General features: G+C 67.9%; 9 protein-coding genes. 7 read left to right on the forward strand and 2 right to left on the reverse strand.

Going from position 1 to position 13,074, the window contains the following annotated elements; all coding sequences use genetic code 11:
• Together ACTHQS_RS00685 and ACTHQS_RS00690 are read right to left on the reverse strand one after the other, a co-directional pair.
• The coding region (locus ACTHQS_RS00685) for a S8 family serine peptidase (protein ID WP_440165170.1) at positions 1-1,916 on the reverse strand (1,916 nt) is incomplete at its 3' end.
• A gap of 407 nt (positions 1,917-2,323) precedes the next feature.
• Complete coding sequence (locus ACTHQS_RS00690) at positions 2,324-3,613, reverse strand: GAF domain-containing protein (protein ID WP_440165172.1); 1,290 nt, start codon at positions 3,611-3,613, stop codon at positions 2,324-2,326.
• A 142-nt stretch (positions 3,614-3,755) separates the two neighbouring features.
• Here ACTHQS_RS00690 and ACTHQS_RS00695 point away from each other — a divergent pair, with 142 nt between their 5' ends.
• From ACTHQS_RS00695 to ACTHQS_RS00725, 7 genes are all read left to right on the forward strand, one after another.
• The gene (locus tag ACTHQS_RS00695) at positions 3,756-5,546 is read left to right on the forward strand and encodes an NAD(P)/FAD-dependent oxidoreductase (RefSeq protein WP_440165174.1); all 1,791 of its coding nucleotides are present in this window, start codon (positions 3,756-3,758) and stop codon (positions 5,544-5,546) included.
• Between the two features lie 24 nt (positions 5,547-5,570).
• Positions 5,571-6,626 (forward strand): 2,3-butanediol dehydrogenase, encoded by a 1,056-nt coding sequence (locus ACTHQS_RS00700; protein ID WP_440165176.1) that lies wholly within the window; start codon positions 5,571-5,573, stop codon positions 6,624-6,626.
• Between the two features lie 95 nt (positions 6,627-6,721).
• Positions 6,722-7,423 (forward strand): hypothetical protein, encoded by a 702-nt coding sequence (locus tag ACTHQS_RS00705; RefSeq protein WP_440165178.1) that lies wholly within the window; start codon positions 6,722-6,724, stop codon positions 7,421-7,423.
• Positions 7,424-7,452: 29 nt separating this feature from the next.
• Positions 7,453-7,740, forward strand: a complete 288-nt coding sequence (locus ACTHQS_RS00710) for a hypothetical protein (RefSeq protein WP_440165180.1) — start codon at positions 7,453-7,455, stop codon at positions 7,738-7,740.
• A 34-nt stretch (positions 7,741-7,774) separates the two neighbouring features.
• Positions 7,775-8,434 (forward strand): class I SAM-dependent methyltransferase, encoded by a 660-nt coding sequence (locus tag ACTHQS_RS00715; RefSeq protein WP_440165182.1) that lies wholly within the window; start codon positions 7,775-7,777, stop codon positions 8,432-8,434.
• A 68-nt stretch (positions 8,435-8,502) separates the two neighbouring features.
• On the forward strand, positions 8,503-11,229 hold the full coding sequence (gene mgtA, locus ACTHQS_RS00720) for a magnesium-translocating P-type ATPase (RefSeq protein ID WP_440165184.1): 2,727 nt from the start codon (positions 8,503-8,505) through the stop codon (positions 11,227-11,229).
• A gap of 116 nt (positions 11,230-11,345) precedes the next feature.
• Complete coding sequence (locus ACTHQS_RS00725; RefSeq protein WP_440165186.1) at positions 11,346-13,025, forward strand: GAF domain-containing sensor histidine kinase; 1,680 nt, start codon at positions 11,346-11,348, stop codon at positions 13,023-13,025.
• Positions 13,026-13,074 lie beyond the last annotated feature (49 nt).

Genomic DNA, 13,074 nt, shown 5'->3' on the forward strand with positions numbered 1-13,074 from the left:
TCGCGGGCGACGAGATCAGGCTCCCCGTCTCCGGTCAAATCACCTGCGGCGCTGATGGCGGTCATGACGTTCCAGCCATCTCCGACTTTGATGCGCCAGCCAAAGAGGCCGTTGCCTTGGCCGGGGTAGGTCCAGAGGGTGCCGTTGGTGTCGCGGGCGACGAGATCAGGCTCCCCGTCTCCGGTCAAATCACCTGCGGCGCTGATGGCGGTCATGACGTTCCAGCCGTCGCCGACTTTGATGCGCCAGCCGAAGAGGCCGTTGCCTTGGCCGGGGTAGGTCCAGAGGGTGCCGTTGGTGTCGCGGGCGACGAGGTCGGGCTGGCCGTCTCCCGTGAGGTCACCTGCGGCGCTGATGGCGGTCATGACGTTCCAGCCATCGCCGACTTTAATGCGCCAGCCGAAGAGGCCGTTGCCCTGGCCCGGATAGGTCCACAGGGTGCCGTTGGTGTCACGGGCGACGAGGTCGGGTTCGCCGTCCCCGGTGAGGTCTCCTGCGGCGCTGATAGCGGTCATGACGTTCCAACCATCGCCGACTTTAATGGGCCAGCCGAAGAGGCCGTTGCCCTGGCCCGGATAGGTCCACAGGCTCCCGTTGCTGTCCTGGGCCAGCAGGTCGGCCTTGCCGTCACTGGTGAAGTCCCTCGCTGCCGGTGCCGGCGCCGGAGCCGGAGCCGTGCTGGTGAAGAGCAGCCGGTTGGGGGTTCCCGCTGACACGTTGGTGACGGCGCCCTGCGTGGCGGCGGAGGTGATGTCCGCTGCCACCGCAGCAGGAGTCTGCTGCGGGTTCCGCGACAGGGCAAGCGCTGCAGCACCGGCAACGTGCGGTGACGCCATGGAGGTGCCGCTCAGGGTGGCTGCTGATGTGGTGGAGGTGTCCCAGTCGGACGTGATGCCCACCCCCGGCGCGTATAGATCAACGCAACTCCCGTAATTCGAGAACCCTGCCTGCCGGTCAGAGGAATCGCTGGCGGCGACGGTCAGGGCCTCGGGTACCCGGGCGGGAGAGGTGGTGCAGGCGTCCACCGCGGCGTTTCCGGCAGCCACCACCGCCGTGACGCCGTCATTGATGATTCCCTTGACGGCGTTATCCAGGATGGTGCTGGTGGCACCGCCGATGCTGAGGTTGGCTACTGCCGGTGCGCCGGCGGCGTGCTGGGACGCGATCCAGTCAAGCCCCGCGATGACGTCGGAGTCATACCCGGACCCGTCGCACCCGAGCACCCGCACCGGAACCACGCTGGCTGCTTTGGCCACCCCGAACGTCTTTCCGGCAATGATGCCGGCAACATGGGTGCCGTGGCCGTTGCAGTCGCTGCTGCCCTTGCCGTCGGCGATTGCCGTCCAGCCCGCCGCGACCCGGCCGCCAAAGTCCGTGTTTTCCGCCAGGACGCCGGTGTCGATGACGTAGGCACTCACGCCCCCGCCGCTGGAAGAAGGCGTGAAGGTGCCGGAGAGCGGGAGCGCGCGCTGGTCGATCCTGTCCAGGCCCCAGGGCGGGGACTGCTGGGTGTCGGAAACCGAAACCGGCGAATCCGGCTCCATCAGGGAAACCCGGGGCGAATGTGCCAGGGCAGCGGCCTGCGCTTTGGTGGCTGTGATCGCCGCACCCCGTAACGCTGCGGAGAAGGTCCTGCCCACGCCCACTCCCTGGGACCGGAGGGACTGGGCTTCCGTGGCCACGTCGGCACCCTCGGTGAAACTAACCAGGTAGCGGCCTTCATCGGCGCTCAGGGGGCCGGCTGCCTGCGCGTTACCGGCGGCTGCCTGCGCGTTACCGCTGGCTGCCTGCGAGGGCATCGGATCGGGTGCCACCGCAGGGGTGACTGCTGTGGCCGGGGACGCCGCCAGCATTACCGCGGCCGCGGCTGCCAGTACCGCGCCGGCGGAGCGCCGGAATCGCTTGGAAAATGACATGGTGGCCTCCTAGTGACCCGTGTGTCCTGCAGTGAACAAACCTCGAGCGGTTCCGCAGGCCGTTCCGGGCGCGGCAATGGAGGCAGGCGTTGCCAGCCGGCAGCGGGTACAGCGGCCGGCAGTAAGTTCGGTAGCCCCAGACAATCCCTTGTGCTCCCCAGCTTTCGGCGGAAACGGAAACCATTCCCTGGTCCACGTGGTCCGTCCCCGCCCAGGAGTCCCGGCTGAGCCCGGGGCCTGTTCTCCAGCACGGGCTTGGGCCTGGGCAGACGGACGTTGTGGCTCCGGCCATTTTACAACTCCCCGGTTCCGGAAGCCGCGGCCCCACCTGCCAACTCGCAACCTGCCAAGCCCCGCCAACGTTCCGCGCCCGGGGCCCACCAAGCACGCCACCCTGCCCGGTCGGCTCAGCCGGCGGGGCAGGAAGCCCGGAAGGCCAGGTACCGCGGATCGCCGCGGCCCACCAGCCGCCCCAGCGCCTCGACGGCCAGGAAATCGGCAGCACCCATATCCGTGGAAAGCCACCGGGCCAGCAGCGAAGCGTCCCCGCTGGAGCGCACGGCCGATCCAATCGCCATGTCCAGCTGGTCCCGCAGCAGCTGCACGGGAAGGGCACCGGACCGGCTGAGCAGGGGAGCGCGGTACGACTCCAGCGCCCCGGCAACCCTGCCCTTGCGCAGCAGCCGCAGCACGCGCGCCGCGTCGGACCGGCCGGCCAGCCCGGGAGCCAGCCGGTAGGGGGTGGACTCCACGGCCCCGCCCAGCATGGACCGCACCCGGAACATCTCGGTCCGGATGGCCTGCGGCGTTCCCGCATCACCATGCAGCTCGTACGCCAACTCCTCCGCGGACCAGCCCTGCGACCGCGAATCCAGCAGCGCCAGGATCTCCGCCCGGCGCAGCGTCAGCGGCGTGCGGGTACCGTCAGCAAACACCGCAGAGGGTTTGTCGCCGAGCAGTTCCAGCGACTCCACCCCAGCCGTCCGGGCTGCAGGAGGCCCGGGCCGCCGGGACGCACCCAACGGAGACGGGGCACCCGGGGAGGTGCCGCCGTCGGACGTTCCCAGCAACGCCTCTGCCACCCGCACGGCGCACCGCACCATCCGCAGGGTGTCCGCGCTGATGGTGTCCAGCGGGCCGGAGACATCCAGCACCCCGAGCACCCGTCCCGTGGCCGGGTCCGTAATGGGGGCTGCCGTGCAGGCCCATTCGTGGTGCGTGCGGACCAGGTGTTCGGCGGAAAACAGCTGCACGGCGCCGCCGGTGGCCAGGGCCTCGCTGATGGCATTGGTGCCGATGCCCGCCTCGGACCAGTCGGCGCCTTCGGAGAACTCCAGCGTGTCGGCACGGCGGAGGACGGCGGGGCTGCCCACCCGCCACAGGACCTCGCCGCCGGCATCGGTGAGCACCAGCAGGTGGCGGCCGGACCTGGAGTCGTCGGCAAGGAGGTCGTGGAGCGCCGGCATGACCTGCTGCAGCCGGTGTTCCCGCCGAAGCTCCAGTACCTCGGACACCTCGTGCAGGTGCCGCGGGCTGTGCTGGTCCGGGCTGATACCCAAGGCCATGGAACGGTGCCAGGAGTCAACCAGGCGGGTGGGGATCTCGGGCCGCGGGAAACCGGCAATAACCAACTCGTGTGCGCGGCGCAGCGTCCGTGCGTACCGTGCCGGGTCCGAAAACCTCAGGCCGTAGTCCACCGTTTCCTCCTCGCAGCCGGCACCGTTGCCGGATCCGTGTAACGCCGCTGTTACCCCCGCAGGGTTCCACTGGTGATGCAGCTCACGCCCGCCCCAGCATATCGGGCAGGCGGAGCCCAAGGAACAGCACAAAGGAGTGGAAATGACCCAAACACCCACGGCTGCCGCCCAGGCCTGGCTTTCCGGTCTGGACGATGCGCTGCAGCGGCGCGACGTGGACGCCGCGCTGGAACTTTTCGAGGACGGCGCCTACTGGAGGGACTTCGTGGCCTTCACCTGGAACCTCAAAACGCTCGAAGGCAAGGCGGACATCCGGCGGATGCTGGAGGCCACACTGGACCGCGTGCAGCCTGCCAACTGGGCGCTCGCCGAAGACGCCACCGGGGACACGGAGAATGTGGAAGCCTGGATCACGTTCGAAACCGGCGCCGCGCGCGGCTACGGCCACCTCCGGCTCCGCAACGGCAAATGCTGGACGCTGCTGACCACCATGCAGGAGCTGAAGGGCTTCGAGGAGAAGAAGGGTCCCCGGCGCGAGCAGGGCGTGGCGCGCGAGACAGTCCGCGGCCGCCGGTCCTGGAAGGAGCTCAAGGAGGAGCAGGAAGCCCGGCTCGGCTACGACGAGCAGCCCTACTGCGTGATCATCGGCGGCGGGCAGGGCGGGATCGGGCTGGCGGCGCGGCTGAAGCGGCTGGGCGTGCCCACCATCATCGTCGAAAAGAACCAGAACCCCGGTGACTCCTGGCGCAACCGCTACAAGTCCCTGCACCTGCACGATCCCGTCTGGTACGACCACCTTCCCTACCTGAAGTTCCCGGACGACTGGCCTGTCTTTGCCGCCAAGGACAAGATCGGCGACTGGCTGGAGCACTACACCCGCATCATGGAGCTGAACTACTGGTCCGGCACCGAGTGCGTCAAGGCAGCGTACGACGACGGCACGCAGGAATGGGAGGTCAACGTCCTTCGCAACGGCGAACCAGTGACGCTCCGGCCCAAGCAGCTCATCTTCGCCCTGGGCGTCTCCGGCTACCCGAACATCCCCAAATTCGATGGCGCCGAGAGTTTCCTGGGGGAGCAGCGGCACTCCTCGCAGCACCCGGGCGGCGGGGACTGGAAGGGAAAGAAGGCCGTGGTGATCGGTTCCAACAACTCGGCCCACGACATCTGCGCCGACCTGTGGGAACACGGTGCCGACGTCACCATGGTCCAGCGCTCCTCCACGCACATTGCCCGCAGCGAATCGCTGATGGACCTGGCCCTGGGTGACCTGTACTCGGAGCGGGCGCTCGCTGCCGGCGTGACCACGGAGAAGGCGGACCTGCTGTTCGCCTCCCTGCCTATGCGCGTCCTGCCGGACGCCCAAGTGCCGGTGTACCAGGAAATGGCATCCCGGGATGCGGACTTCTACTCCCAGCTGGAGGCCGCCGGCTTCGACCTGGACTTCGGGGTGGACGGGTCCGGCCTGTTCGTGAAATACCTCCGGCGCGGCTCCGGCTACTACATCGACGTAGGCGCCTCCCAACTGATCATCGACGGCCGGGTGAAGCTGAAGTCAGGGCAGGTTGCCAAGGTCACCGGCAACGCCGTGGTGATGGACGACGGCGCCGAACTGGAAGCGGACCTCATTGTCTATGCCACCGGCTACGGTTCCATGAACGGCTGGCTGGCGGACCTGGTCTCGCCCGAAATCGCCGACCGCGTGGGCAAATGCTGGGGATACGGCTCAGACACGCCAAAAGACCCTGGTCCGTGGGAGGGGGAGCTGCGCAATATGTGGAAGCCCACTAACGTGCCCAACCTCTGGATCCATGGTGGAAACCTGCACCAGAGCCGGCACTACTCCGCCTACCTGGCGCTGCAGCTAAAGGCCCGGATGGAAGGACTCGACACCCCCGTCTATGAACTGCAGCCCAGCCACCACACCCGCTAACCGCGTCCACAACATGGAGGAATCATGAAGGCAGCACGTTTCCACGCCCGCAAGGACATCCGGATCGAGGACATTCCGGAGCCGGAGCTGCGGGCGGGGGCCGTGAAGATCGACGTCGCGTGGTGCGGCATCTGCGGCACGGACCTGCACGAGTTCCTGGACGGGCCCATCTTCTGTCCCGCTCCGGGCCATCCGCACCCGCTCTCGCACGAGGAATCCCCGGTGACCCTGGGGCACGAATTCTCCGGGACTGTGTCCGAGGTCGGGGAAGGCGTGGAAGGGCTGGCAGTGGGTGACAACGTCGTCGTCGAACCCTATTTTGTGGACGGCGACTGCGACATGTGCCAGGCGGGCAGCTACCACCTGTGCCGGCAGATGGGCTTCATTGGGCTCTCCGGCGGCGGGGGAGGGCTGAGCGAGAAGATCGTGGTGGACCAGCGGTGGGTGCACCCCATCGGTGACATCCCGCTGGACGAGGCCGCGCTGATCGAGCCGCTGTCTGTTGCCCACCACGCGGTGGCGCGCAGCGGCGTCAAGGCAGGCGACGTTGCGCTGGTGGGCGGGTCCGGGCCCATCGGCCTGCTCACCGCGGCGGTCCTCAAGGGCATGGGCGTGACCACGATCATCAGCGAGCTCACCCAGGCCCGCAAGGAGAAGGCCACCTCCAGCGGCGTGGCGGACCACGTCCTGGACCCGAGCAAGGAGGACGTCCCGGCGCGGGTGCGCGAGCTCACCGGCGGCACCGGGGCGGACGTCGCGTTCGAATGCGCCGGTGTGAATGCCGTGCTGGACACCATGCTCGACGCCGTACGGCCCGGGGCCGTGGTGGTCAACGTGTCCATCTGGGGCGGGCCGGCCACCGTGGACATGCAGAAGATCGTGCTCAAGGAGATCGACCTGCGCGGCACCATCGCCTATGTCCGGGACCACCCGGCCGTCATCAAGATGGTGCAGGAGGGCAAGGTGGACCTCAAACCGTTCATCACCGGCCGGATCGCGCTGGAGGACCTGGTGGAGCAGGGTTTCGACACCCTCATCAACCACAAGGACACCGCGGTGAAGGTGCTGGTGCATCCGTAGCCAGGCGTGGACTTTGGTCCCTGTTCCTGCCGTAACCCTCAGGCGTAGCTTGAATGTGGGTCCCGCAACCGCGGGCCCACATTCAAGGGGGCGTCATGACCAGGCCCAGGCTTACCGCACTCAGCGTTCTCGGTCTCAGCGGCCTGATGGTGCTCACCGGCTGCTTCGGCCCGCCCAGTCCGTCTCCCACCACCAGTTCCGCGGCGCCGTCCGCAAGTGCCGGCACAAGCACCAGTCCAAGCACGACGGCGGGCGCCACCACAACGGCGACCCCAACGACGCCGGGCAGCACCTCAGCCGCGCCCACCACCCCGGCTGCCGCGCCGCCGTCGTCCGTGCCGACCAGCCCGCCGCCCACACAGGAACCTGCCCCGACCGGCCTTCCCGAGCAGGTGGCGCCGCTGACTGTCTACTACGTCGCGGTCGGCGACAACGGTGTCTCGGGGCCCATGATCGGCTGCGGCGACAGCCTGGTGGCCACCACCACTGCGCCCGTCCGGTTCACGGACCAGGTGGGCCCCAGCGTCGGGACCCTGCTGGCGAACAAGAGCCGGGATGTGGGACTGTCCGGGCTGATCAACGCCCTCTACCAGTCAAACCTGACCTACCTCGGCGGCGAGCTGAATGGCAGCACCATCAGCATCTGGCTCTCCGGGCAGTTCATGCTGGGCGGCGTGTGCGACGTCCCCCGCGCGAAGGCGCAGCTTGAATACACGGCCATGGCCGCCTCCGGCGCCACGAACGCGCAGGTGTTCGTTAACGGCCGGCCGATTGACGAGGTGCTCAGCCTCAAGTGACAGGAAGAAGCAACCAAGGAGGAAGCACCATGTTCGCGAGAATCAGTACCTACCGGACCGGACCTGAAACCCGCGCAGACAATCCCGGCGACGTGGTGGACGCGGTGCTGCAAATTCCCGGGTGCAAGGGCGTCTACTACTTGAACGGCACAGGAACCGATAAAGCACTGTCCATCACGCTGTGGGAGACGGAAGAGGCGATGGTTGCCAGCCGGCGGGACGCCACCAGGATCCGCGAGGAGAGCAGCCGGGCGGACAGGACGGAGATTGTCTCCGTGGAGGAATTCGAAGTCACCGCAAGCAGCCTTCACCAGTGAAGGCTGCACCAGGCGGCGGCCCCGGCGGGGCCGCATGACGGGCAAGGACGGGCCGGGCCACCTCCAGCACCCGCTGTTCGCCCGGGCTTTTTCCCGCGCCGTTGGCGGCATGGACCGCCGCGGGGCCACGGAGCACCGCCGGCGCATCCTTGCCGGGCTGCAGGGATCTGTGGTCGAAATCGGCGCAGGGGCGGGCTCATCATTTTCGCTGTACCCGCCCGCAGTCACCCACGTCCTGGCCCTGGAGCCGGATGACTACCTGCGGGCCGTGGCGGATAAAGCCGCAGGATCGGCAAGTGTCCCCGTGACCGTCGTGGCCGGCGCCGCTGAGCGCATCCCCGCGGAAACCGGCAGCGCCGACGCCGTGGTGGCAAGCCTGGTCCTCTGCAGCGTCGCGGACCAGGCGGCCGTGCTGGCGGAGATTCGCCGCGTCCTGCGCCCTGGCGGATCCCTGGCCTATTACGAGCACGTCCGGTCCGCGCGCCCGCTCCTGGCCAGGGCCGAAGATGTGCTGACCCCGGTCTGGGGACGCTTCATGGGCGGCTGCCACCTCAACCGGGACACGCTTGCGGCCATCACCGCAGCGGGATTCAGGGTCCAGGACAATGAACGCTTCGGTTTCGCGGTGCAGCGGCTGAACCCTCCCATGGCCCATATCCTGGGCACGGCCACCAGCCCCGGGCCGCCTGATTGAACCTGCCACGCCGTCGTACCCTTGCCTTAGGTTGAAGCCACGAAGCCCACGCGTCCGAACGGATCGGCATGACAGACGTGAACCTCCGGGAGCGCAGCTCCCTCCAGCTGGCCATCACCGACGCCGCGAGCCTGACGGCGGAGCAAACACTGGCACGCCTGGCATCCGGCACCGGCGGCCTCACCGGGGAGGATGCCGCCGCCCGCCTGCTGGAGCTGGGCCCCAACGCCGTCCGCACGCACCGGGCCAACTCCTGGGCCGTCCTCGGCCGGCAGTTCGCCAGCCCCATCCTCATCCTCCTGATCGTCACCGCCGGCCTGTCCCTGTTCCTGGGCGATGCCACCAACTCAATCGTCATCGGCGTGATCCTGCTGGCCAGCGTGGGCCTCGGTTTCGCCAACGAATACCGCGCCGAACGCGCCTCCGAGGCCCTGCACTCCCGCGTCACCCACAAGGCTGCCGTCCAGCGCGACGGAACCACCACCGAAGTGGACGTCACCGCCCTGGTGCCCGGCGACGTCGTCCATCTTTCCCTGGGTGCAATTGTCCCGGCGGATATCCGGCTCCTCACCACGAACAACCTGCTCTGCGACGAAAGCATCCTTACGGGCGAGTCCCAGGCGGCCGCCAAGGATCCTGCCCCCGTTCCCGGCGGCGCCTCCCTTGCCGACCTCGCCTCCTGCGTGTTCATGGGCACCGTGATCCAGTCCGGCGGCTGCAGCGGCGTGGTGGTGGCAACCGGCGGCCGCGCCGAGTTCGGCCGGATCGCGCTGGGCCTGGGCGAACGGCAGCCGCAGACCGAGTTCCAGCTGGGCCTCAAACGGTTCTCATTCCTGCTGCTGCAGGTGGCCGTGGTGCTCACGTCGCTGATCTTCGTCGCCAACCTGCTGCTGCAGCGGCCCCTGCTGGAATCACTGCTCTTCTCACTGGCCATCGCGGTTGGCATCACCCCGCAGCTGCTGCCCGCTGTCGTCAGCACCAGCCTGGCTACCGGCACCCGCCAGCTGGCCAAGCAGAAGGTCCTGGTCAAGCGGCTGGTGTGCATCGAGGACCTGGGCGACATGGACATCCTGGTCACGGACAAAACGGGCACCCTCACCGAGGGGAAGATCAGCTTCACCCACGCGCTCCCGGCCACGGAGGGGATGTCCGACGCCGGCCTGCTAACCTTGGGCCTGCTGGCTACCGAGGCGAACTACGCCGGCGCGAAGGTCTCCTCCGCCGGCCAGAACCCGCCGGATGCCGCGCTGTGGGAGAGCCCCGGCGCGGCGGCCTTCGACCCGGCACGGTTCGAGCGGCTGGACCTGATTGGATTCGACCACCAGCGCCGCCGGACTACCGCGCTGGTCAGTGAAGCCGGCGGTCCCGCCCTGCTGGTCACCAAGGGTGCCCCCGAAGATGTCCTGGCCCTGTGCGCGCCCATCACCCTGGCAGCGCAGGCGCTGCTGGATGAACAGTTCGACGCCGGCTCCCGGGTGGTTGCCGTCGCCACCCGCCCTGCGGCGGGGCTCAGCCGGCTGACTCGTGCCGATGAGCAGGACCTTACCCTTGCCGGCTTCCTGGTGTTCCTGGACCGGCCCAAGGCTAACGCCCGGCAGTCGCTGGACCGGCTTGAGGCGCTGGGCATCTCGGTGAAACTCGCCACCGGGGACAACGCCAAAGTGGCGGAGCGGGTGTGCGCAGACCTGGACGTGATCTCCGGCGGCACGCTGACAGGCGCCGAGGTTGAGGGAATGTCCGACGCCGACCTCGCCGCCGCGGCGCGCACGGCCACCATCTTCGCCCGCGTCTCGCCCGAACAAAAGGCCCGGATCATCACCCTCCTGCGGCAAAGCGGCGGGGCGGTGGGCTTCATGGGCGACGGTGTCAACGACGCCCTGGCACTGCACAAGGCGGACATCGGCATCTCCGTCGATACCGCAACGGACGTCGCCAAGGACGCGGCCGACGTCGTCCTCCTGGACAAAGACCTGGGCGTCCTGGCGGACGGCGTGATGGAGGGGCGGCGGATCTTCGCCAACACCATCAAGTACGTGCTGATGGGCACGTCCAGCAACTTCGGCAATATGTTCAGCGCAGCCACGGCCTCCGTGGTGCTCAGCTTCCTGCCCATGCTGCCGGGCCAGATCCTGCTGAACAACCTGCTTTATGACAGCGGCCAACTCGCCATCCCGGGCGACCGCGTGGACAAGGAACAGTTGCGGGCACCCTCCCACTGGAACATCGCCTTCATCCGCCGCTTCATGCTCCTCTTCGGGCCCATCAGCTCGCTGTTCGACTTCGCCACGTTCGCCCTGATGCTGGTCGTGTTCACGGCGGTGCCCGGCGAGTTCCGGGCCGGTTGGTTCATCGAATCCATCGCTACCCAGACGCTGATTATCTTCGCCATCCGTACCCGGCGGGTGCCGTTCCTGCGCAGCCGGCCGTCCGCGGGCCTGCTTTCCGCCTCCCTCGGAGTAGTGGCCCTGGGCGTGTTCCTGCCGCTCTCGCCCCTGGCCGGCGTGCTGGGCTTCGACCCCCTGCCGGTACCGTTCTTCCTCGCCCTGCTGGGCATGGTGGTGGTGTACCTGGTGCTGGTGGAGCTCGCCAAACAATGGTTCTTCGCCCGCGACGCCCAGCAGCTGCCCGCGCCGCCGCCGCCCGTCCGGCGCCGGCATGCCACCCACCACATTTCCCGGCGCGCGTTCCGGTTCAGCATCCCGGCCCGGGTTCCTCCGCTCAAGGTGCATGCAGCCAGGGGGCGCGCGGTAGGCTGGCGCCGGGCACGGCGGGGAAGGCCTGGCCGTAACCTTTAGGGCCCGCGGCGCCAAGGGTTGTTAGCATGGAGAAAAGAGACGCTGGGGGCTTTCAAAAATCGGATCCGGGGTGATGCAGCCCGCCGTGGATGCGTTCGATTTCGGAGCGTTTTTACATGTGGCGTGAACCAATAAGGCGGCGGACCCGGGAACTCCTGCGGGAGTTTGTAGAGCGGGCGGATGATCTTGTCCGGGCACAGGAACATGTCGAGGGGCTGCTCGGCGCAGTGGTCTCCATGACAGAAGACCTGAGCCTGGAAGCAGTACTGGACCGGCTGGTGCAGTCGGCATGCGAACTAGTGGGGGCGCGCTATGGGGCCCTGGGCGTCATCGGCGACGACCAGCAGCTCAGCCACTTCATCACCGTGGGCATCGATGAAGACGGTGCCCGGGTGATCGGCGACCTGCCCACCGGCCATGGCGTGCTTGGCGAGCTGATCCGCGAACCCAAGCCGTTGCGGCTCCATGATTTGGGCGAGCACCCCATAGCGGTTGGGTTCCCTTCCAACCACCCGCCCATGAGTACCTTCCTCGGCGTACCGGTCCGGGTTCGGAACGAAGTCTTCGGGAACCTCTACCTAACGGAAAAGATCGGCGAGCAGGATTTCACGGGCGAGGACGAAGACCTCGCTGTTGCCCTTGCGGCTGCCGCCGGTGTGGCCATCCAGAACGCTAAGTTGTTCGATGACAGCAGGCGCCGCCAGCGATGGCTGGAAGCGGGCATGGAAGTAAGTGACCGCCTGAAGGAGGAGCCACGCTCCGATACGGAGAACCTGGACATGATCGCGGAGCGCGCCCTGAACGCCTCCGTCTCCGTCCTGTCCCTGATTGCATCGGTGGGCGCGGACGGGACCATCAGGTCCCGGACATCGGTGGGTGCCCAGGCAATGCCCGGCGGCCAGGAACTTTCCGCTGCCAACGTCCTGGCTAAAGTGCTGGAAACAGGGGAGTCCAAGGTCCTGGCCGACCCCCTCCTGGTGTTCGATCCGACGTCGGCCGAGAAGCTTGGGCCGGTCCTGGTGGCCGCCCTGGGCAGCAACAGTGACGGCCACCGCGACAGCGTCCTCATCCTCGCCAGGAATGTTGGCGGAGCGCGGTATACGGAAGTGGACATTGAGCAAAGCGCCGTATTTGCGTCCCGGATAGGCCTGACGCTGGACCTGCTCAAGGCGAACCAACTGCGGGAAGAGCACGCCCTGTTCATCGACCGGGAACGGATCGCGGCGGACCTGCACGACCTGGTGATCCAGCGGCTTTTCGCCGCCGGGTTGAGCATCCAGGGCCTGCGCCGCTACACCGCGGACCCGCCTGCCCATGAGCGGCGCATTGCGGGGATCACCGCAGAGCTGGACGACTGCATCCATCAGCTTCGCGACACCATCTACTCCCTCCAGGCGCGGGCGCCTGATAAGGAACTTCTCAGCGGCCGCCTGCTGCGCGCTGTGCAGGAAGCCGCGAACGCTGCCGGTTTCCTCCCCAGGATCCAGATTTCAGGACCCGTGGACGATGTGGTGGGCGATGAAGTGGCCGAACAGCTGCTGCGGGTGCTCCACGAAGGCGTCAGCAACGCCGTGAGGCATTCCGGATCGGAGGACATCTCCATTCAGCTCGCCGCGCAGGATGGCGAGGTGGTCCTCACAGTCCGCGACACCGGGCGTGGATTCAAGGACCCTGAGCGGGTCAGCGGGTTGACAAACATGAAGAACCGGGCCGCCCACCTGGGCGGGGACTGCGTCATTGACAGCATCCCCGGCAAAGGTACCAGTGTGACGTGGAGGGCACCCGCTGGCGGCTGATGTGACGTGGAGGGCACCCGCTGGCGGCTGAGCGGCGGGCACCGGCCTG

Origin of the sequence: Arthrobacter sp. SAFR-044, from assembly GCF_051965175.1 — a bacterium.
Taxonomy (GTDB): domain Bacteria; phylum Actinomycetota; class Actinomycetes; order Actinomycetales; family Micrococcaceae; genus Arthrobacter.

Excerpts from the sequence above, each read along its gene's own strand:
- ACTHQS_RS00705 (WP_440165178.1), top strand. The coding sequence starts at position 6,722 with ATGACCAGGCCCAGGCTTACCGCACTCAGCGTTCTCGGTCTCAGCGGC.
- ACTHQS_RS00710 (WP_440165180.1), top strand. The coding sequence starts at position 7,453 with ATGTTCGCGAGAATCAGTACCTACCGGACCGGACCTGAAACCCGCGCA.
- ACTHQS_RS00715 (WP_440165182.1), top strand. The coding sequence starts at position 7,775 with ATGACGGGCAAGGACGGGCCGGGCCACCTCCAGCACCCGCTGTTCGCC.
- ACTHQS_RS00695 (WP_440165174.1), top strand. The coding sequence starts at position 3,756 with ATGACCCAAACACCCACGGCTGCCGCCCAGGCCTGGCTTTCCGGTCTG.
- ACTHQS_RS00700 (WP_440165176.1), top strand. The coding sequence starts at position 5,571 with ATGAAGGCAGCACGTTTCCACGCCCGCAAGGACATCCGGATCGAGGAC.
- ACTHQS_RS00725 (WP_440165186.1), top strand. The coding sequence starts at position 11,346 with ATGTGGCGTGAACCAATAAGGCGGCGGACCCGGGAACTCCTGCGGGAG.
- mgtA (WP_440165184.1), top strand. The coding sequence starts at position 8,503 with ATGACAGACGTGAACCTCCGGGAGCGCAGCTCCCTCCAGCTGGCCATC.